Genomic DNA, 20519 nt, shown 5'->3' with positions numbered 1-20519 from the left:
GTCAATATAGCCATCAACGCCAATTACGTGTACATGTTCGTCCAGCAGCAGCCGTTCACAGAGATGGGAGCCGATGAATCCAGCAGCTCCCGTCACCAGTATATACATATTCGACTACTCTCCTCCTTGTCTATTTCTAACGTAACATTTCATGCTCTTCTCTCTACTTGTGCCCCCCCACTCCTTCATAATCATATCCAATTGCTAGCATCTCATTTGCTCTGAGCATATTTCGGCCATCTAACAGAATAGGAGTTCGCATGATAGGGAGGGCCTCACTCCAATTCATTGATTCGTATACCGCCCACTCGGTGCAAATGATAGCTGCGTCCGCATTGTGCAATGCATCTAAAATATGGGGATACTGTGTCAACCGAACTGTTGGATAGTTGGGAGGAAGTGCAGCGACGGGATCATGAACGCTTATAGTGGCACCGCTGTTCCATAATTGGGTAATGATCGCTAGCGAAGGCGCTTCTCGTAAATCATCCGTTCCTGGTTTAAAGGTTAGTCCGAGGATTGCGACCTTTTTTCCATCAAGGGTACCGAGCTTCGCGGTCAGCTTCGTAAGAAAATAAGCATACTGCGTTCGATTAATGTGAACTACTTTCTCTAGCAAGCTAAGATGGATGCCATACTGCTCTGCCGAACTCAGCAATGCGTTGACGTCTTTAGGGAAGCATGAACCCCCGTATCCGATGCCTGCACGTAAGAAGGAAGAACCGATTCGAGGATCTAACCCCATCCCTTGTGCTACATCTGTTATCGATACACCACATTGATCACACAGTCTGGCCAGTTCGTTTACATAGGAAATTTTGGTCGCTAGAAAAGCATTAGAGGCGTATTTGATGAGCTCTGCAGTAGATGGCTCTGTTCGAATGATTGGACACGTATACCTTCGGTACAGGCTGCTTACTACATCGGCCGCAGCTTGCGAATCGCTGCCTAGAATAATTCGATCAGGATGGAGCGCGTCATGAAGTGCACTGCCTTCTCGGAGGAATTCGGGATTGGATACGACGTCGAATGAGATTGGTTTGGTTTGCTTGTTAGCAACCCATTCCTTGATACATTTCTGAGTGCCCACTGGCACCGTACTTTTGACTACAATGACTTTGTGTTCCTGCATATGTTCACCAATCCACTCGGACACCTGCTGTATATATGTTAGATCAGCACTCCCGTCTTCTCGTGACGGTGTACCCACACAAATAAAAAGAATGTGATGCTTCTCAATCGCTTCCTTAGCATCGCTTACAAATTGGATGTTTCCCTGAGCCACATACTTCTGCAACAGTTCTCCTAGACCAGGCTCGTAGAAAGGAAGATCTCCCTTCTCTAAGGAACAGAGCTTTGAATGATCCGTATCAAATCCTGCTATTTTCCAACCATTTTCAGCAAAAGCAAGAGCTGTCGTTGTTCCGACATACCCGAGACCTACTACTAAAATATCCATGCTGTTCACCCCCCGGACGGTGATGCGATAGCGTGTTGATTCGCGATCACATTATTAAGTTGTACATTCGTGATGCTGACATCCTGTAGCACAATGCTGTTTTCAATGCTGCAGTGACTGATCTTAGCTCTTGGTCCGATAGTTACATAAGGGCCTATGATACAGTCCTTCAATTCACTGGTAGAATCGATTACAACCGGTGGGATCAGGCGACATCCGGGATATTGCAACCGCAATTCATGGAGGTCTTTCTCTCCTATGTCTTCCAGTACCCATTGGTTCGCTTCCAGCCATCGTCCTATCGTTCCAATATCAGTATGGTTCTTATCCGTAATCGTATAGCCAATCGAGCATTGATGGTCTATCAACCATTGAATCGCGTGTGTAATCTCATATTCTCCCCTCGGAGAGGGAGATATCGAACGTACAGCTTGAAATAGCTGCGGAGTGAACACATATGCCCCGAGAGAAGCTAAATTTGATTTTGGATGCTTCGGCTTCTCTTCTAGCCCTACTACTTGATCATCCCTAACTTCTACGATTCCATAATCTTGCGGCTGAGCAACCTGTCCTAGAAGCATGCATGCGTCGTGTTTTTTGTGCGCTACAACTTCCACGAGCCCAGCTAGTGACTCCGTGATTAGATTATCTCCGAGCATAAGCACAAAATCACTGCAGCCAATGTAGCTTTCTGCCTGTCTAACTGCATCTGCAATACCAAGAGGCGTATATTGGAAAATATACGTAATCTCTACTCCCCAACGTTCCCCTCTTCCCAACTGTTCCTGGAATAACATATGGTGTCCAGGTTGAATCACGATTCCAACCTCTCGTATCCCCACTTCTATAAGCTTTTCAATGCAGTAATAGAGAAGCGGAATATTGGCAACGGGAAGCAAAGGTTTAGGGGTTGTGAATGAAAATGGTTGAACCCGTGAACCCTTGCCAGCACTGAGGATTAACCCCTTCATTATGCTCGCTCCTTTATTAGTTAACAGCCATACATCACTATATGATTCTCAACTCTCCCAAGTAAGGGCATCTGGAGCTTTATAGATGAAAATATACGGTTGTCATCTGTACTACAAACATATAAAATTCCACACTCTAACACTTTTATTTGTCCATACCTTTGCAGGATATGAACATAGAATAGAAGGAACGCTCATAATGTTACCAATTCAATCAAGAGAGGATTGATTCGATTGAGTAAGAATGAATATATAAACAAAATAAAAAAATTGGAGGATATCGACAGCGTTGAAGTCGAATATGCCGACGGCGTGAAGGTCGAATTTAAGGCAGATGAAGGCAGTGACCTTGCGTCTTTTCTTGAAAAAATCGATTGGGATCAAGTTGAGGATGTCGAAGTCGAACTAGTTAATGGTGAGAAGACTGGCATAAAATTGGGTGATGAGGATGATGACGAGGACGACGATGAGTCCGACAGTTACGACGATGAAGATGACCAAGACGACGATGAGTCTTACAGCGACGATGATGACGAGGACGATGATGAGGCAGACAGTTACGACGATGATGATGACGACGACGATGATGAGGCAGACAGCGACGATGATGACGACGACGATGACGACGATGATGACGATGACGACGATGATGACGATGACGACGATGATGACGATGACGACGATGAGTCCTATAGTGACGATGATGATGATGAGGACGATGATGAGTCTGACAGCGACGATGATGACGACGACGATGATGATAAATAAGATTGTTTACGACATAGACAAGACAAAAGACGAGGAGCGAACTCCCCGTCTTTTTTACATCGTTCGACTAGAACCCTGATATTAGATCGGGACATCTTGCCAATGGAATACCTATTCATTTGTCCCATAAGGTTGAAATACCTTGCTCCAATTCCATCGCTCAAAGTAACTTGTACCTAACGTCAAATTCGGAATCCATGCATGCACATTCTCTCCATCAGGTCTTGACAACATTACATCTGCTGCCGAACGATTGCTTCGAATCCACGCTAACTTTCTTCCATCCTCCACGTACACAGGAGCATAATCGCCGAATCCCATGGAGGGATCCGACAGTACCGCCTGTTGCCCTGAATCAAAGTCTACCTTTACAAGCCTAGGCAGCGGCCTCTTCTCCGCATCGCTTGACCATAACGCTTCGTCTGCTCTCGACACAACAATCGTACGATCATTGCGCCAAGTGAAGCCAGTGTCTATCTTGCCTGCAGGAGTATAGATTTGCTGTTTCAATGGTGTCAAGCTGCTTAATAAGGTCAATTTTTTGTTGCTTGTTGCTTCTCTTCCCTCACCCGCAATATAAGCAAGTCGATTTGCACTTGGTGCCCAGTTGAACCATTCTTCATCATGGAGCATGGTTCCCACTTTCAGAAAGGTTGTCCCATCTGAGGACAGCAAGCAGAGTGTATTGCTATCTGCAGATAATGACGCAGTGGGTACAGCGATAAAGGCGATCCACTTCCTGTCAGGAGACCATTTGAATGTGCTGGTTAACACGGCGAAGAAATCATCAGATTGATTGGATATCCGATATAACAGTTCTTTACTGGGTGTACCTGTTTCGGTGTCTAACCCAATCCGATATAATAATATATCCTCCCATTTCCCAGTTGGCAGCAGCTTAGAGAGCGTGGATACCAAAAGTCCATTTCCGCTCGGATTCCAAGCATAGTTCCCGATGTTGTCTTCAATCGTTGTCACAATTGGGGTACTAGGTGTATCCACGTTAGCCATTCGAAGCGTGTAATCAGTTTGAAAGGCGACTATGCTGTGCTTGGGCGACCACTGTATATTCTGACCCTTTCCTACTCTTCGAAGCGATTTCGTAGTCATATGGTATACCCAAACCTCATTTTCTTCCTTGCCTTTTGTAAAAGCGACCCACATCCCGTCATGCGACCATTTGGGATTCCGGATGTACTCCCCTGTTGTGATCTGTGTCTCTTGTGTGCCGCTAGTTATCCATAAATCATTGTTGCGAATAAACGCAGCTGTATAGGACGAATTTGTCGGCCAACCACTAGAGGGTGTCGACCATACGAACAGCAGCACGAATACAACTATGGCTTGTATGCACTTTCTCATGACACACCTACTTATCATTTTCCTTAGTGTGCCACTGAAGCGAACAGCATATGTGTTGGCCGGATCATGCATGGATACATTTACAAAAACGTCCGTAACTCTAGTCGATTATCTTTTTAGAAATTCAAGCGAATATGATCTTCCTCATGATACTCTGCGAATCCCTAACAAATAGAAACACTCGATTTATAAGCTGCCATCAGCTTCATAAATCGAGCGTCTATTACTCTTGCAATTAGCGTTAAGCACTAATCGACAAACCGATATTCCCAGAATACTTCCTTGCTATATTTAGCTCGAAATGCCGGATCTTCCAACGTTCCATTGTCTAATAAGAACCTCACTTGCGATTGGTGTGCATGAATGGCGTGTATTTTCTGCTCGACAAAGTCACTAACATCATTCACAACGCTTGGCTCCCCTAACACAGCCTTGCGATTCGAAGAGAATGCGATGCACAATACCCTAGGGCGCTCGCTCTTATGTAGCAGCTTCACCGCTTGCACGACCGCTGCTCCGGTTGCATCGTGATCCGGATGCACACTATGACCCGGATAGAACGTGTATACAATTGCCGGCTTAAGCTCTACCAGCAAGTCTGCAATTCTTCGCGCCAGCTTCTCTTGTTGTTCGAATTCAATCGTCTTATCATGATAGCCCCACATGCGGATATCTTCTATTCCAATCCGCTGGCAGGCTTCGAGCAATTCCTGCTTGCGAATGAGCGGAAGTGTCACCCGATTAGCGAATAGAGGGTTGCCCATGTTCCGTCCCATCTCGCCCAATGTTAAGCATGCATAAGTAACAGGCATGCCTTGATGAATATGTCTCGCCAATGTGCCTGCTATAATCCCTTCGTCATCAGGATGAGGCAGCACGACGACAATTCGCTGTTGTGATTCCATTTGTTGTCCCCTCTTCAGTTGTCTACATGATGAATCGTCTATAACATTGCAGGTTGAAGACCGTTTCTAGAATGGCTCTACACTAAGCATGAAGCTGACAAGCAATCGTCCTTCCGAATCATGGCCCGCCATAATCAGACGTGTGTCGTCGCTCTCCTCCCAATGTGTCAATCCTTCCGCATATATCCAGCCTTCATTGGTCTTGAGGCCGATACGGTATGGCCCTGCTCCTGCCAATGTGCCATGTGAATAGCGGACGGGGGCATTTTTAAAAAATACGGATGCTGTCATTTTTGATTTATCCCGATGTGCCGCATAAGCACCAGTAGTCATCTCAAGATGCGCATATAACAACTTATCCTGTAAGCTTTGCAGCTGCTGTTGAACGCGATCTGGTTGTATAAGTTGCATGATTCGTTCCTCCATGGATCAATTAACCGCTGACTTTATGATATGAATTTCAGTTCTCATTGTATCATATAAAGTTATAGCTTACGCACAATTGTGCTTCCACAACAGAACAAGAATCTATTGATTTCATTGTTTCCTATCTTTTGCAAGCTGCGAGAATTACTCACCACTTAATGAAACAGAAACCTATTTGAGAAAACAACCCGCATCCTACCGTAACCCTGCTTTAGCTTGCAACTAATGACCTTTCTCGTCTCGACTTCACATTAACAAGGTATATGCTGAACAAAATGAAAACAAGTCCTACTACCAAATTGAACGTAAATTGTTCATGCAAAAATATGACACTTGCGATATTCGAGATGAGTGGAATTAAAAAAGTAAAGGCCCCCACCTTGCTGGCCTCCCCAGACCCGATCAGCACAAAGTAAGTCAGCCAGCCTAATGCGATGACGAAAATAGATATAAACAATAAATTCAAGATAAACGACAAGTCCCATACAATATCTGACCAGTTCTCAATGAATGCCCCCGAACCCGTTAGCAGCAAGCCTCCGATCGTTTGCTGCAGCGATACGACCCACAGGGAGTCGACACGCTCGCTAATTCGCTTCATATAGACGGTTCCGAATGCCCAGCTAAGTGCTGTACCAAGTGCGAGACCGATTCCAATCACCGATGCATGCCCAATAATGCCAAACGCACAAATGACGGCAACACCCAGGAAACCAAGCACTAAGCCGAACATTTTCCTCGGATGCATCGATTCGCCCAGCCATAGCCATGAAAACACGCCTAGTAAGACAGGCTGAAGAAATACAACTGCTGAAAAAAGCCCTGCAGGCGTATAGAGCAGGCCGAATGTCATTAGGCCATAGTACAGCACAATATTCAAAAAGGCAGACACTAAATAAATGGGCCACGTTTCCTTGAGCCGTAGGCTTTTGTATCGCGGCAGCGCAAGCAGGAGCAAAATGATCCCCCCGATAAAGGTACGCAGCCCCGCAAACAGCAATGGAGGCGCATACCGGAGGCCTATTTTCGTCAAAGGCCAGTTCACGCCCCACATAATCACAAGAAAGACAAGCAGCAAAATCGTTTTATGTTTGGACAGCTGGTTCATCATATTCATCCATTCCTTCCCCACCATTCTATCTGTAAAAGTTTACTTACACCTCCATGTATCATGTTATATTGTTTATGTGCATAAATAAAATGAATCATTGTTATAAGGAGCATATCAAAATCGTTATGACCATTACACAATTGCGTACTTTTTTGACCGTAGCTGAAACCTCCAGCTTTACAAAAGCCGGAGATATTCTTCATATGACGCAGCCTGCAGTTAGCCGTGCCATTTCAAGCTTGGAAGCCGATCTAGGCGTTACTCTTCTGATTCGTGATCGAAAGAACGGCATACTTCTTACAGATATAGGAAGGCGCATGCTCATCCATATTCGCGACATTATGATTGGAATTGAGAAGCTGGAACAAGAGGCTGCTGCTGAAAAGGGATTGGAGATAGGCACGATCCGCATTGGCTCATTTCCAACCGCATCTGCCTTTTTCTTGCCTAAGATTATTAGCCGTATCGAGCACAGATTTCCTCAGTTGGAAATCGAATTACATGAAGGGACAATAAACGAGGTTAAAAAATGGTTGGCTTCACGCGAGATAGACATTGGCATTATTACAGAGCCTAGTTTCGAATTTGAGACCATACCACTGTACAATGACAAGATGATTGCACTCTTGCGGGAAGATCATCCCTTATGTCACAAGCCCATTATTTGCATTCAAGATTTGAATGATGAACCGCTCATCATTTGCAAGGGAGGTAATGAAATCCCCATCATTGACATTTTTGAGAAGACGGAGACCAGCATGAATATCAAGTTTGTCGTTCATAACACGGGCGCTCTGCTCAATATGATCCAGGAAGGGCTGGGAGTGGCCATTTTATCAGAATTATCGCTGATTACTACACCTCCTCATATTGTGACACGCGAGCTCGATCCGATGGTACGAAGAGAGATCTTATTAGCTGCCCCTTCCCTTACGGAATGTTCTCTTGCCGTTCAATTGTTCATACGAACAGCTCAGGAGTTGTTTTGTCATAAAGAAGAGCCTTGATAATCAGATTCTGTTCTGATTCCATCAAGGCTCTATATGCTATCACAAAATAGGGCTCCTCCTGCCCATTGACATCACTGATGCCGGTTATTGGCTGTATGGGATGAGGGAGCTTGGACGTTTGCAGGAAATCTTGTTCTATCGCGAATTGGATAATCCGCTTGAAGAGATTAATAAGCTATTGGATGACAAGACGGTTTGAAAGCGAACATTGAACGCTTATCGTACTATTTATACTGTGCAGCAGAATCAGCGGCCAACTCCTTAGTCCTAAGCTGCACAGCACAAAAACAGCCCTGCCTCAATTGAGAACAAGGCTCTTCTTCATTACATTCAAGCTTCGACTACTAACGCCATAACAAATCCATCATAGCCTTTGCTTCCAACGGTTTGGATCGCTGTAGCATTTAAGCGAGGCTCCGCAGCAATCAGTTCGAAAAAGCTGCGCACGCCTAATACGCTTGGATCATCGCTATACTCGTCTACGACAGCGCCGCCGCGGACGACATTGTCCCCGATAATGAGCGTTCCCGGACGAGACAGCTTTAAGGCCCATTTCAAATATTCCGGATTGCCCTGCTTGTCTGCATCAATAAAAATAAGATCGAAGGGGCCGCGCGCTTCCTCGTCAAGCTGAGCAAGCGAATCAGCTGCAAGTCCTGTTCGAATCTCCACTTTATCCGCAACGCCTGCATTCAGCAGGTTCGATTGTGCGACTTCGGCATGCTTGAGACTGGCTTCCAGCGTGTATACCCGGCCGTCCTGCGGCAGTGAGCGGGCAAACCATATCGTGCTGTAGCCGCCTAATGTGCCGATTTCTAATATCATTCGAGCACCTTGAAGTTTGGCCAGAAGATGCAGCAGTTTGCCTTGATTGGGCGATACATCATGAGCCGGCAAGCCTGCAGCGGCATTTGCAGCCAGTACCGCTTCCAGCACAGGATCGGAAGGAATGAGTTGCTGATTAAAGAAATGATCAACTGCTGTCCATGTATCTTGTTGATTCATGTCCGTGCCTCCTATTGACTCATATACTCTTACCTGCTTAGATAGAGACGTTCTACATTCTCTTTCATATGCGTCAACTTCTGCATACTCCTGCTGCAATATTGAAGGGTACGCTGCTCTAGACCGTAACGATCTATGATCACAACCACCCCTCTCATGATCCAGAGGTGGATATTTTCTAGCAGTAAGTCCGCATCTACCTTCCCGTATAGCATATATCCCTCTATGAAACTGTGCAATGACCCAATACGATCTTCTTGTTCGCCAGTCCACTTCACACTAGAATCCAGCAGGGCAGCAAGATCAAAATGAGTATTGCCGTCACGCGCTTCACCAAAATCAATGATACGGTATCCTGCTTGCGTATAAATGATATTCCACTTGCCAAGATCGGCATGAATCATACCATTCTTCTCATGCTGATAGGAAATTGCTTGCGTGACTGGGGCGTTGAGTTTACGCAGCCATTCTGCTTCCTCATCATGGTATCGCTTTTGCACTCGATTCCATGTCACACCCAAGTCGAATCGATCTGGCTGTTCCGGGATGTTATCCTCCTGCTGCATGGCAAGATGCATTTGCCCCACCTTTTGTCCCAATTCAAAATAGTCGATCTCCTCGCGCGCTATCGAATCCATATAAGGTTGAAGGTTGTAATGAGCTTCATCCAACTTGACACAAACATCTTCCGCTGCAAGAAGGATTGGAGGTGTAATGTTATAGGATTGAAGTCGATTCGCAAGCTCATACTCTGTCTCTCCTTGAAGCTCGTTTCTCAGCTTGCGCAGCACGTATTTCCCTTCGCTTGCCACAACAAGATTGGCATCTGAACTCGTTCCCTTAGCTAACGGTTCGATACGAATGACCTCTCCAATTGAATAGGCTCGCTCCAGCGTACTGATCCAACTGCTCCAACACGGCTCAATTATCATCTTCTGCATTCCACTCCTTATGAAATTGCTCCAAGAACTCTTCCATAACAAGATGACGCTTATGAGCCAATTGTTTGCCGCTATTTGTATTCATGAGCGTCTTCAGCTTTAACAGCTTCTCGGCGAAATGATTAATGGCCGTGGAAGGCTGCTGCCTATACTCGTTTTCGGTCATCGCTTCCCTAGGAGCAAGATAGGGATCATGCATCAGGTGACCCTTCCATCCAGCATATGCGAATGTGCGTCCGATTCCGATTGCCCCCATTGCGTCCAATCGGTCTGCATCCTGCACGACTTGTCCCTCAAGCGAGTCCATCGGTGGATTATGACCGCCATTGTAAGACATATTCGCAATGATCGAGAGGACTTTGTCGTGAATCTTTGATTCGACGCCATTTGACTCCAGCCACTGCGCAACTTTCTGCAAGCCGCTGTCATGATCCGGATTAAGCTTGGCATCTGCCACATCGTGAAGCAGCGCCGCCATTTCACATATGAGCACGTCCGCTCCTTCTTCACCTGCGATGCGGACTGCCAGGCGCCTTACCCGAACAATATGCCACCAATCATGCCCGCTGCTGTCGTGGCACAGCTCTGCGTGGACATATTGCTCTGCTCGTTCAATCCATCCTTGCTGCTCCTCGTTCATCTTCATTTTACTGCCTTCCGAATGTCCGCAAGCTGTGGCGACGCCGGATGCCGCAACGCCTCTAGAACTGCCTGAGCTTCATACCCATCACGAAAATTGAAATAATCGGCATGCTCTCCGTGAATAGCCCGAATGACCTGAGCGACTATCGGTGTTTGTTCGATTTCTTCAACGGCAACTTTCTCCAGTGGCAGTCCAATTGCTCCAACATGCAGCTCACTCCAATTTTCAAGGGCAATTGTGCCTTTACTGCCATAAACAACAAGAGAAACACGTTCCGCACCTGCCATGCCCGATAAGCCATTCACATAGATCGGAACCTCACTGTTCAGCAGCATTTTTGCGCGTATCCCTGTTTCACAGCGTTCTTCATCCGCTGGCAGTTCCAACTCGCTCTGTACATGCGTAATCGTGCCGAACAGTTTCTGTATAACGTTAATCCAGTGAACACCTACTTCTAACACGAATCCACCCTGTGCTCGTGTCGAAATCCAGCTATTATGCTGCCAACTGCGCGGCCACGTCGGAAAATGCAGGATAAGCTCCATACTGCGGAGCGTTCCAATGGCCTGCTCCTTAATCATCCGCTCCATTCGTTTCACAGATGGCTCGTGTGGCATCGAGAAATGAATAGCATGAACAACGTTCGCTTCTTCTGCCAGCTTGAGCAATTCAGCAGCTTCTTGTAAATTGTTAGCAAGCGGCTTCTCACAGAAGACATGATTTTTTTTGCGTAATGCCGCGCATACGATATCATAATGATAGGCAGGAGGGACAGATACGTATAGAAGATTGATATCCACTTCTTCTATCATTTTGGAATAGTCTGTATAGAACTGCACATGCGGGTAATCCTTCTGATATTGTTCACGTGCACCCGCATTCGCTTCACATATCGCAACCAGTTCCACCTGTTCTGCCAACCCTGGATTGGAAATGGTTCGAATCATGTAATTCCCCATATTTCCTAAACCTACAACTGCTAATTTGATCTTGTTCTTCGTCATTGTTCGTTCTCCATTCCATTCGCATGTTGTTGTATGTATAAGTTCCACAATTCGGCAACAGGGACAGCTTTTCTGCTGCTGCGTTCCGCCGAGCCTTCTTCCGTCCATAACGGTGGATAATAACTGATTGCATCAGTTCCTTTCAGCGCAGCTATATCGTTTTCCCAGCCACTCCATCTGAATGTTCGGTAAAAAAGCTCCAAGTCCCCGTTGGCCAGCCACTCACAAAAATCGGAGTAAGACAATTCCGTATCCTCCCACTCTAATGTATCCGGGGCAAAATAATAGACGTTATGTCCTTCACTAGCGAAACAGCCGCCATTCAAGGCAAAGAAACCACCTGCCAAGTCATAGGCAATTATGCATGCACCATGTAGCAGAGTGATGCCAATGTCATTACCAAAGCCATTCCAACTTCTTAAATCGCCGAATACAGCGTCATTCCCAGAGCCAAGCAGCTTAATCCAACCTCCATCTACCAGGACACCCCCAGAATGACGCGCAATCGCGCCTATATAACTATTTTCGCTTACTTTCAGACTCGATACTGTATTCTGTGCTCGTACAGGATCAACGAACAAGACGTTAATGCGGTTGGTTCCTTCGTCAAAAATACGGAGTATCTCGTTCCATGTCTGCTCATTCACGTTCACGTCACCATTCACATTACTGCTCAATATCTCATCCCCTTCTCAGATATGATATTCTGGTTGATAGAAAGTGCAAATAGCGTTAGTAGCTTCACAGTTTCATCTCTCTGTCTTACTATGCGCTATATGAACCAAGACCGTCAATCAAATGAATGCCTCGAATTTGAAATGGTAGGCTCCCCTTGCCGTATGACAGATTACAGTCCAAGTTCTGCAGCATAGTTACCCCAGTGAGGTCGGTTCCCATCCTCGTCTACGAAATCATACTCGTCAGACAACCCCCACGAGCTAAGGGATTGTCCCGCTTTTTCCATTTTGTTCGAATCTGCCGCAAGCGCAGCAATTGCTCTTCCGACATACATCGGTGTTTCCGACATAATGAAATGCGGATCCTGCTTCACCGCATCCTTCCAATTCTCCTTCGTAACTCCGAAGAGTTCAAGCATCGCTTCCGAACGCAAAAATCCAGGCGTAACCGCAACGGCAGTTACTCCGTGTGGGCGCAATTCTTCCGCCATCGCTGCTGCTAAGTGAATTGCTGACACCTTAGCTAAACTATAATACAGATTGCCGCGATAACGATAGTCAACGCCATCCGTAATCTCAATAAGGAGCCCTTGCTTACGCGCTGCCATTAGCGGAGCTCCATAATAACTTGTGATCATATGCGAGTGAACCGCACGCTCCTGCATGAGTAGACCGCCCTCAAGCGAATGTTCCCAGAACGGCGTTCCCCATTCGGTTAATGGGTCTCCTCCCCATACATCATTGACCAATATATCAAGACGGCCATTCTGTTCCCAGCGAACTCGATCGAAGAGAGCCTTCACTTCTTCTTCCTTCGTATGATCCACGCGCACTGGAATTCCGACTCCCCCGTAAGCCGTCACGATGTCTGCCGTATCTTCAATGGTTTCACTGCGCTGCATATCGGATTGGAGGGATCGCGTGCTCCGCCCCGTACAATATACGGTTGCTCCAGCTTCTCCAAGCATCGCCGCAATCCCACGGCCTGCCCCTCGGGTTGCTCCTGCTACTACCGCAACATGGTCTTGTAATGGCTTCATGAATTGTCCTCCTCAATCGACTTGTCTTCGATCTCATTATATCGGGACTTATATGACAGCTTGTGTCATATTGGATATGATACACTAAGATCACCTTGCAACTAAGAAAGGATGAGATTGTATGAGAGCTGATCGTTTACTGTCGATTCTGCTCATGCTGCAAAGCTACGGGAAGATGACAACCCGAGACCTCGCCGACCGATTAGAGGTCTCCGAACGAACCATTATGCGGGATATGGAATCACTCAGTATCGCCGGTATCCCCGTCTACGCTGAGCGTGGTTCCTACGGAGGGTGGTCCTTGTCAGAAGGGTATCGAACGCAATTGACGGGAATGAAGCCGCAAGAATTGATGTCATTGCTCTTAATGAAGTCGTCGTCATTAGTAGATGATCTCGGCCTTCGACAAGAACTCGATAATGCTTATCATAAATTGCTTGCCGCAAGTCCGATTCAAATGAGGAGAGACGCCGACATCGCTAGAGAACGTATACACATCGATGGAGCGGGATGGCGCCAAACGGAAGAGGCTGCTCAATGCTTATCTATCGTTCATGAGGCTGTATGGATGCAGCATAAGCTGCGCATCACCTATGAACGTCATGACAGTACTGTGGTTCGAGACATCATGCCGCTAGGATTAGTTGCCAAACGAGGGGTTTGGTATGTCGTGGCTCAAGTAGAAGATGGATTCCGCAGCTATCGCATTTCACGGATACGCTACGCAGAAGTTTCGAATGAAGCCTTTGCTCGTCCTGACGGATTCGATCTTGCTCGCTATTGGGAGGAATCCACGAAGCAATTTACATCCACCCTGCCTCGCTATCCTGCACGAATTCGAGTAAGAGATGATTTACTCCAACGTCTCAAGCATGAACGATATGTGAAATTGCTGCATATTGAACCCGATCATAACGGTTGGGCATGCGTAGACGTCGAGTTCCATACGCTTGATTCTGCAGCAGAGATAATCCTTAGCTTCGGTGCTGCAATGGAAGCTCTTGAACCCGCAGAACTGCGAGACAAAGTCAGAAGTGAAATACGAAATATGTTTACAGCATACGAGGGAGATCAATAGAGCAATCCATTGTAATCTCCCTCTCCTACTGCTAGTTTTCCAAGAATGCCAATATATCTTCGCGAGTCAGCTCGTAATGCATCCAGCGCAGCCGCTAGTTGACTTCTTGCCATAACCCCTCTTCTGCAATATGAAGCGTCGTCTCCACTTTATCCATACGGAATGGCCGAATGATGTTATACAGTATAGAAACGGCACCCCGTTCCGCATCCGTTAATGAGTATTGCTGGGTGTAACCGATATAAAAATGCTTAAAGCGTTGCTCCATATACGCGCATTTTTCCCGATCCAGCCATTCTTCCCGGTAACATTCAAAGCTTAGAAAAATACCCTCTTGCATCATATACGTCACGAATTTGTCATTGCCCGCTAAATTATAATCAATTATTCCTGCAAATCCCTTCTCTTCATTCACTAATATATTATTTGTCGAGAAATCACCTTGTACACCGCCTGCAGGCAAAGATGGAAATATAGCCTCTAAATACTCGCGCTTGCGATTGTATATCTCCCATATTTCTTCTACCAATCGAACATCTGCTGGCGAATGCCTCAGCTTCTCATACCATGTCAGCGCATCATTGTAATTTTCCTCATCCGGATCCAGCAGAACATACGGGCTGCTCCATGTAAATTCAATCCCCTCACGCTTCGCAGCAGAATGCATACTTCCAACGCAGGCTCCCACTTGATACAGAAATTCGGAACCCAAATCCTCCAAGTCGATCTCCAAATCATCTAACGTCTTAGCAGACATGAAATCTTCTGCCCAGTAATGAAACTGTTTATTGCCGATTGTTATGACAGAGACCCATAAGCGCCAATCTTCGAACAATAAAATTGTGGCGTAGCAATGCCATTTCGGCGGTACACGGAAGCTAACCGGGCCCATCCCGCGATCTTGCTGCTATCCGTATACGAATTGTTATAGCACTTTAAAACGATGTTTTCTCCACTCGTCGTCTTAACGATCGCGACATATCGGTGTTCGTCCTCCCAACTATTATCAATTAATCGATAGGATTCAACTGTATCATCCATATACTCCTGCAACATGTTCTCCACATGCATTTTCGTAATCATAGTCTGGTCACCCTCGCGAGCAATATTTTCAAATTATTCAAACGACACGGAATCCTATTAATCTGCCTTTCTGTTTTGAAAATACCTAATTGTTAAACAAACCTTTTACAGGTACAGCCGCACACTAGTGATATATTACCAAATTTAATGCAAATTTTGTTAACAATTCTGTTGACAAAGGTTTATTCATTGAACAACATATAACCATACGGTTATATGTGAGGTGAGTATTACGGATATTTATCGTGTTCTAAGTGACCCGACACGCAGGACGATTCTTCATATGCTTGCGCAAGGAGATCGAACGCAATCGGATTTCGTTCAGTTTTTCGACATCTCTCAACCCGCCGTTAAAAAGCACTTGCAAATTTTATTAGAAGAAGGAGTGATCAACGAGCAGAAGCAAGGGAAATATCGAATTTACCGTTTGGAGCAAGCCTTGCTGCAATCTGCATATCAATCCCTTTTGCAAGATATGGGTTACATATTAGGAGATCGCTTAACTCGACTCAAAACATTTTTGGAAGGTGAGGAAAACTAATAATGGCTTACAATCCGTGAAAAGAGATATGCTGATCGAAGCCCCCCTTGAGAAGGTATGGAGCGCATTAACAGAAGCAGAGCAATTAACTCGGTGGTATGCCAAGGAAGCAAGTGTTGATTTCCGTGTTGGCGGTCGAATGGAACTGGATCATGGATGGGGAGCGAGCACTTCAGGTATCATTACTGAAATTGAACACGGCAAGCATTTCATTCTGCAAGGCGAAGATATGTCGTTGACCATTACCACACTTACCCAAGAGGCTGCTGGCGTTCGGGTTTCAACCGAGTACCGCCTTGAACTTCCTTTTGGAGATGCGGGACAAGCGATTGCCGACAATATGGCGTATGGAACCCTGCTCTTCCTTCACAACTTGAAGAGCGTATACGAGACCGGTCAGGATTCACAAGATAAAATGTGGAGAACATGGATCGGCATTCAGCATATGACGGTTCATCCGCAAGACGGGCAGCCGCTTGGCTCCAAAGTATTATCGGTTAAGGGCTCTTCCCCAGCCGTTGTTGCTGGACTCCAACCTGATGACATCCTAGTGAACATCAACAACACGACCATTTCCAGCTACTCAGACTTGGAAGCAGCCATCTGTGAACTGGCGATTGATGAGCAAGTTAGTCTAACCGTATGGCGTAACGGAGATATCATTAGCATTACTTGCAGCATTGGCAGCTATCCGGTTCCATATTGCGCATAAGCATCATTCCGATAGAATTGAAAAAGAGCAGATCGTTTATTTATCTAACGATCTGCTCTTCTATTTGAATGATGCATGGAATATTTAGGGGGTTGACCCGATCATCTGCTTCAAGATAACTTCATAGGCTTCAACAAATTGCTCCATCTCTTCTTCTGTTCCAATTGACACTCTTAGAAAATGTTCCGTTCGAGGCATCATAAAATGGCGTACGAGTATCCCCTGCGCTCGCAATCGCGACTGCATGGTTTTCGCTGAGATATCGGGATGGGATACATACACGAAGTTAGCCTTAGAGTCCAGCACCGTGCAGCCGAATTGCCGAAGCTGTCCAACTGTCTTATCACGCACTTGAATGACTCGGTACCGCATCTCTTGAAAATAAGGCTCATCATGAAATGAAGCAATTGCACCAGCGAGTGCCAATCGATCCAACGTATACGAATTGAAGGAATTCTTCACGCGTTCGAGTCCTTCTATCAATTCCTCGCTTCCCATTGCAATTCCGACACGCAGGCCGGCTAATGATCTAGATTTCGATAAAGTATGAACAACGAGCAAGTTCGGGTAGTCAGCAATAAGAGACACCGCAGATTTACCGCCAAAATCGATATACGCCTCATCAATAATGACGGCACGTTCTCGATTTTGTTCCAATATGGAGCGAATCCTGTCAAGCGGCGCTTCAATCGCGGTAGGCGCATTCGGGTTTGGCAGAATGATGCCCCCATTTGCTTGCAGGAACGGTTCCAGCGGAATGTGGAAATGTTCATCCAGCGGTACTCGAATAGATTCCAGACCGTAGAAGTTCGCATACACCTCATAGAAACTATATGTGATGTCTGGGAAGAGAATCGGTTCTCCTGGATTGAAAAAGGCAGCGAAGGCGAAGGAAAGAATTTCGTCTGAACCGTTGCCTACAAATATTTGCGACTCTTGCAAACCATAATAGCCAGCAGCGATCTGCCTTAACTCCTTACATGTCGGATCCGGATATAATCTGAGCTCATCCTGCGCGGCCTCCCGGATAGCAGCCAACACGTTCGGAGACGGCGGGTACGGATTTTCATTCGTATTCAGCTTGATGTATTTCTGATCCCGAGGCTGCTCACCAGGTACATAAGGCACAAGCCTCTTAGCCAAATCACTCCAATATTTGTTCATCGCCTTCCCTCCTCCTCTAGGCTCTATATTTCTCTATTTCTTTCTATTCTTTTTATAGTTTTTACTTTTTTAGATCTCTCTAGATTCTATGTGCTACTCTCTGCTACTCTTTGTTTCACTTTGTTTTCCTATGTCATTCCTATGTGTCACCTATGATTCACCTAAGAACACAGGAACTAGCTCGTTTTCTGTTATGATTCCGCCTCTAGATTCTATGCAGTAGGCTCTTGCATGCTGTCTGGAGCTGATCACACGATGAATATCCTGATCCAGATAGTGAATGCCTACCCCATCGTCGGCAGCTATGCCGTCTCCTACCTTGCCTGCCTGCATTAACCGATGATAGCTGGGTCTCCGGTCTTGCTCCCCATCAAAATGCGGACAATTGCTTCCCAGCAAAAAACCTAAGCAAGTTAATCCGGTCAGCTCCCCGGGTACTGAATCTGTTACTCCTTCCTCGAACCAACAGATGGAACCAGCACTTACTTAACCCAGCCAAAATAATGCCTTGCTCCCATGCTTTCTTCAGAATGGCATCCAAGCCCCATTCCTTCCACAACACTAGCAAATTGCGTGTATTGCCGCCGCCAACATACATGATGTCTTTGCTCAGCACATAGTCTTCCAAATCCTGCGTCGGTGGCTTGAATAATGACAGATGGGAAGGCTCACATTTATGCTCTCCAAATGCATTATAAAACCGCTGTATGTACCCATCCGCATCTCCGCTTGCTGTTGGCACAAAGCATACTTTCGGATTTTCCGAACTAGCTTGCTGCAAGACATACAGATCCAGAAGAGGATTCTCCGGCTCCATCGAGAATCCTCCGCCTCCCATTGCAATAATTTGCTTCATATTCGTTACCTCCTAAACATTTGTAGATCAGCTTTCATTAAATTTCATCAATTTACGTGAACGATTCGGCTAATTTGATTTCATCCGCAACCCGTCTAATACAACTCCCAAGCTGTGCAATGCAACGGCCAGCTCCTTCTCCGCATCCTGAGCATTAGCTAACCAGAAGGCTGCGTTCATAAGCCCGCCGTTCAACATCCGTGCTAATGCATGACTATCCGTAACCGCAATGATTCCTTCGTCCATAAATTGCTGAAGCATAGTTGCCATTGTCGCCAAGCATTGAGACTGAGAAGGATGAGTAAATCCATTCCCAAGCACGGAAGGCGCGTCTCTAAGTACGATGCGCTGAATTTCCGGCTCAATTGCCATTTCAATATACGCACGGCATCGACCAACAAAGCCTTCCCATGACGTTGCTGCCGCATTCGAAATATCGTGAAGGCGATTATCCATCTCTTGATCAATTTCTTCCACAACTGCCGCAAGCAGACCCTTCTTATCGCCAAAATGATGGTACAGCGCACCTCGCGTCAATCCTACGGAAGCAGTTAACTCATCCATCGACGTATTGGCATAGCCGATTGTTCCAAACGCTTCTCTTGCCGCTTCAAGCAGCTTTCCCTTTGTCTCCTCGATCATTTCTTTTCTTGCTTTTCGAACCATGTTCCCTCCTGCACCGTTATGCTGTTTGCACGATGCTAGCTCAGTTTTATATTTCGTTCTATTCTACAATAAAATTTGAAATTAACAAGATTTATAACATACAGATCCGAGACATTTCATACCGTATTTTTCCTAGATTGTTATTGACATACGCTGCGTATGTGAATATTATAATTGCATACGCTTCGTATGTAAATGAAAACCACCCTATATCAGCAAGGAGGATCATTGTAATATGTTACGTGCTTATCGAGAATTATTCGCTGCTCCTGGCTCTTTTATTTTTTCTGCCGCAGGATTTATCGCTAGAATGCCGATCTCTATGACTGGAATCGGCTTGGTTACCATGATTGCTCAAATGCGCGGAGAATACGGTCTCGCTGGAGCCATCGCTGCCACTTTTGCCTTCGCTTCGGCGCTGCTTGCCCCGCAAATATCTCGATTGGTTGACCGGTTGGGACAATCACGAGTTCTTCGTCCCGCAGCAGCGATAAGCATTATCTCCATATCGGCCCTTTTGCTATGTGCGCGATTAGGAGCGCCTGATTGGACGCTCTTTCTGTTCGCGATAATGGCTGGCTGCATGCCCAGCATGCCCGCAATGGTGCGAGCGCGTTGGACGGAGCTGTATCGGGGATCGCCCAGACTGCACACTGCTTATTCCTTTGAATCCGTCGTCGATGAAATTTGCTTCATTATCGGCCCTGTCATTTCCGTTGGATTATGCGTGTCTGTTTTCCCGGAAGCTGGACCTCTCGCCGCGTGCTTATTTATGGCATTTGGCATTGTTCTATTTACGCTGCACAAGAGCAGTGAACCGGCAGTACAGCCACAACGCAATACGAGTCAGGGATCTGTGTTCAAGATCGGTGCATTGCGCTTGCTTGCTCTTACGCTTGCTGCAATCGGCACGATATTTGGAACCGTGGATGTTGTAAGTGTTGCCTTTGCCGAACAGCAGGGGAACACCATTGCAGCCAGCTACGTCCTGTCTGTCTACGCAATCGGATCATGCTTGGCAGGTCTTATCTTCGGCACACTTACAATCAACATGCCGCTGTATCGTCAATTTGCAATTGCAGTTAGCCTTGCGTTGG

General features: G+C 46.1%; 24 protein-coding genes and 1 pseudogene. 7 read left to right on the top strand and 18 right to left on the bottom strand.

The window, feature by feature from the left end; translation table 11 throughout:
- From AZ66_RS30645 to AZ66_RS15315, 3 genes are all read right to left on the bottom strand, one after another.
- Positions 1-108: NAD-dependent epimerase/dehydratase family protein (locus AZ66_RS30645; RefSeq protein ID WP_156159978.1), on the bottom strand; the 108-nt coding region annotated here is incomplete at its 3' end.
- 55 nt (positions 109-163) lie between these two features.
- Positions 164-1459, bottom strand: a complete 1296-nt coding sequence (locus AZ66_RS15320; RefSeq protein WP_044355616.1) for a UDP-glucose dehydrogenase family protein — start codon at positions 1457-1459, stop codon at positions 164-166.
- A 5-nt stretch (positions 1460-1464) separates the two neighbouring features.
- Positions 1465-2430, bottom strand: a complete 966-nt coding sequence (locus tag AZ66_RS15315) for a sugar phosphate nucleotidyltransferase (RefSeq protein WP_044355615.1) — start codon at positions 2428-2430, stop codon at positions 1465-1467.
- A 234-nt stretch (positions 2431-2664) separates the two neighbouring features.
- Between AZ66_RS15315 and AZ66_RS31900 the strand changes: the two genes are divergently transcribed.
- Positions 2665-3198 (top strand): hypothetical protein, encoded by a 534-nt coding sequence (locus AZ66_RS31900; protein WP_052648534.1) that lies wholly within the window; start codon positions 2665-2667, stop codon positions 3196-3198.
- Between the two features lie 111 nt (positions 3199-3309).
- Here AZ66_RS31900 and AZ66_RS15305 read toward each other — a convergent pair whose 3' ends face one another.
- The 4 genes from AZ66_RS15305 to AZ66_RS15290 all read right to left on the bottom strand — a co-directional run bounded on the left by AZ66_RS15305 (position 3310) and on the right by AZ66_RS15290 (position 6999).
- Entirely contained in the window at positions 3310-4560 is a 1251-nt protein-coding gene (locus tag AZ66_RS15305; RefSeq protein WP_044355614.1) for a PD40 domain-containing protein, read from the bottom strand.
- A gap of 248 nt (positions 4561-4808) precedes the next feature.
- Positions 4809-5465, bottom strand: a complete 657-nt coding sequence (gene bshB2, locus AZ66_RS15300) for a bacillithiol biosynthesis deacetylase BshB2 (RefSeq protein ID WP_044355613.1) — start codon at positions 5463-5465, stop codon at positions 4809-4811.
- 66 nt (positions 5466-5531) lie between these two features.
- A complete protein-coding gene (locus AZ66_RS15295; protein ID WP_044355612.1) occupies positions 5532-5876 on the bottom strand; it encodes a YojF family protein in 345 nt (114 codons plus the stop codon).
- Between the two features lie 226 nt (positions 5877-6102).
- Positions 6103-6999: a DMT family transporter gene (locus AZ66_RS15290; RefSeq protein WP_044355619.1), complete on the bottom strand. Its 897-nt coding sequence runs from the start codon at positions 6997-6999 to the stop codon at positions 6103-6105.
- Between the two features lie 128 nt (positions 7000-7127).
- Between AZ66_RS15290 and AZ66_RS15285 the strand changes: the two genes are divergently transcribed.
- On the top strand, positions 7128-8009 hold the full coding sequence (locus AZ66_RS15285) for a LysR family transcriptional regulator (protein ID WP_044355611.1): 882 nt from the start codon (positions 7128-7130) through the stop codon (positions 8007-8009).
- Between the two features lie 34 nt (positions 8010-8043).
- Positions 8044-8211 carry a MerR family transcriptional regulator gene (locus tag AZ66_RS30635; protein ID WP_442950299.1) on the top strand — a complete coding sequence of 56 codons (168 nt, stop codon included), beginning with the start codon at positions 8044-8046 and terminating at the stop codon, positions 8209-8211.
- 131 nt (positions 8212-8342) lie between these two features.
- Here AZ66_RS30635 and AZ66_RS15280 read toward each other — a convergent pair whose 3' ends face one another.
- From AZ66_RS15280 to AZ66_RS15255, 6 genes are all read right to left on the bottom strand, one after another.
- Complete coding sequence (locus tag AZ66_RS15280) at positions 8343-9017, bottom strand: O-methyltransferase (protein WP_021260200.1); 675 nt, start codon at positions 9015-9017, stop codon at positions 8343-8345.
- A 29-nt stretch (positions 9018-9046) separates the two neighbouring features.
- Positions 9047-9949 (bottom strand): phosphotransferase, encoded by a 903-nt coding sequence (locus AZ66_RS15275; RefSeq protein WP_044355610.1) that lies wholly within the window; start codon positions 9947-9949, stop codon positions 9047-9049.
- On the bottom strand, positions 9939-10604 hold the full coding sequence (locus tag AZ66_RS15270; protein ID WP_442950298.1) for an HD domain-containing protein: 666 nt from the start codon (positions 10602-10604) through the stop codon (positions 9939-9941). The genes AZ66_RS15275 and AZ66_RS15270 overlap by 11 nt, the downstream gene beginning before the upstream one ends.
- The gene (locus AZ66_RS15265; RefSeq protein ID WP_044355609.1) at positions 10601-11605 is read right to left on the bottom strand and encodes a Gfo/Idh/MocA family protein; all 1005 of its coding nucleotides are present in this window, start codon (positions 11603-11605) and stop codon (positions 10601-10603) included. The genes AZ66_RS15270 and AZ66_RS15265 overlap by 4 nt, the downstream gene beginning before the upstream one ends.
- Positions 11602-12282 carry a DUF2625 family protein gene (locus AZ66_RS15260; RefSeq protein WP_231586890.1) on the bottom strand — a complete coding sequence of 227 codons (681 nt, stop codon included), beginning with the start codon at positions 12280-12282 and terminating at the stop codon, positions 11602-11604. The genes AZ66_RS15265 and AZ66_RS15260 overlap by 4 nt, the downstream gene beginning before the upstream one ends.
- A 170-nt stretch (positions 12283-12452) precedes the next feature.
- The gene (locus tag AZ66_RS15255; protein ID WP_044355607.1) at positions 12453-13322 is read right to left on the bottom strand and encodes an SDR family oxidoreductase; all 870 of its coding nucleotides are present in this window, start codon (positions 13320-13322) and stop codon (positions 12453-12455) included.
- A 121-nt stretch (positions 13323-13443) separates the two neighbouring features.
- Here AZ66_RS15255 and AZ66_RS15250 point away from each other — a divergent pair, with 121 nt between their 5' ends.
- Positions 13444-14400, top strand: a complete 957-nt coding sequence (locus AZ66_RS15250; protein WP_044355606.1) for a helix-turn-helix transcriptional regulator — start codon at positions 13444-13446, stop codon at positions 14398-14400.
- Positions 14401-14494: 94 nt separating this feature from the next.
- On the opposite strand, the gene AZ66_RS32715 is transcribed toward AZ66_RS15250, so the two are convergent.
- Positions 14495-15157 carry a phosphotransferase gene (locus AZ66_RS32715; protein WP_231586889.1) on the bottom strand — a complete coding sequence of 221 codons (663 nt, stop codon included), beginning with the start codon at positions 15155-15157 and terminating at the stop codon, positions 14495-14497.
- A 41-nt stretch (positions 15158-15198) separates the two neighbouring features.
- A complete protein-coding gene (locus AZ66_RS32710) occupies positions 15199-15483 on the bottom strand; it encodes a hypothetical protein (RefSeq protein WP_231586888.1) in 285 nt (94 codons plus the stop codon).
- A gap of 223 nt (positions 15484-15706) precedes the next feature.
- Between AZ66_RS32710 and AZ66_RS15240 the strand changes: the two genes are divergently transcribed.
- Both AZ66_RS15240 and AZ66_RS15235 read left to right on the top strand, forming a co-directional pair.
- Positions 15707-16024: an ArsR/SmtB family transcription factor gene (locus AZ66_RS15240; protein WP_269433089.1), complete on the top strand. Its 318-nt coding sequence runs from the start codon at positions 15707-15709 to the stop codon at positions 16022-16024.
- Positions 16025-16052: 28 nt separating this feature from the next.
- Entirely contained in the window at positions 16053-16736 is a 684-nt protein-coding gene (locus AZ66_RS15235; protein WP_156159977.1) for an SRPBCC domain-containing protein, read from the top strand.
- Between the two features lie 84 nt (positions 16737-16820).
- Here the strand turns inward: AZ66_RS15235 and hisC are convergent, their stop codons facing one another.
- The 3 genes and pseudogenes from hisC to AZ66_RS15220 form a co-directional block, all read right to left on the bottom strand.
- Complete coding sequence (gene hisC, locus AZ66_RS15230; protein WP_044355602.1) at positions 16821-17900, bottom strand: histidinol-phosphate transaminase; 1080 nt, start codon at positions 17898-17900, stop codon at positions 16821-16823.
- Positions 17901-18050: 150 nt separating this feature from the next.
- Positions 18051-18756, bottom strand: a pseudogene (locus AZ66_RS15225) (Type 1 glutamine amidotransferase-like domain-containing protein).
- 69 nt (positions 18757-18825) lie between these two features.
- Positions 18826-19422 (bottom strand): TetR/AcrR family transcriptional regulator, encoded by a 597-nt coding sequence (locus AZ66_RS15220; RefSeq protein WP_044355601.1) that lies wholly within the window; start codon positions 19420-19422, stop codon positions 18826-18828.
- Between the two features lie 235 nt (positions 19423-19657).
- Between AZ66_RS15220 and AZ66_RS15215 the strand changes: the two genes are divergently transcribed.
- Positions 19658-20519, top strand: an 862-nt coding sequence (locus tag AZ66_RS15215; RefSeq protein WP_044355600.1) for an MFS transporter, incomplete at its 3' end; no start/stop codon positions are given.

It is taken from the genome of Paenibacillus sp. E194 (genome assembly GCF_000935845.1).
In the GTDB taxonomy this organism is placed as follows: domain Bacteria; phylum Bacillota; class Bacilli; order Paenibacillales; family Paenibacillaceae; genus Paenibacillus_B; species Paenibacillus_B alvei_B.
Note: the sequence above shows the minus strand (reverse complement) of the source record. Positions and strands in the feature narration are given on the sequence as shown.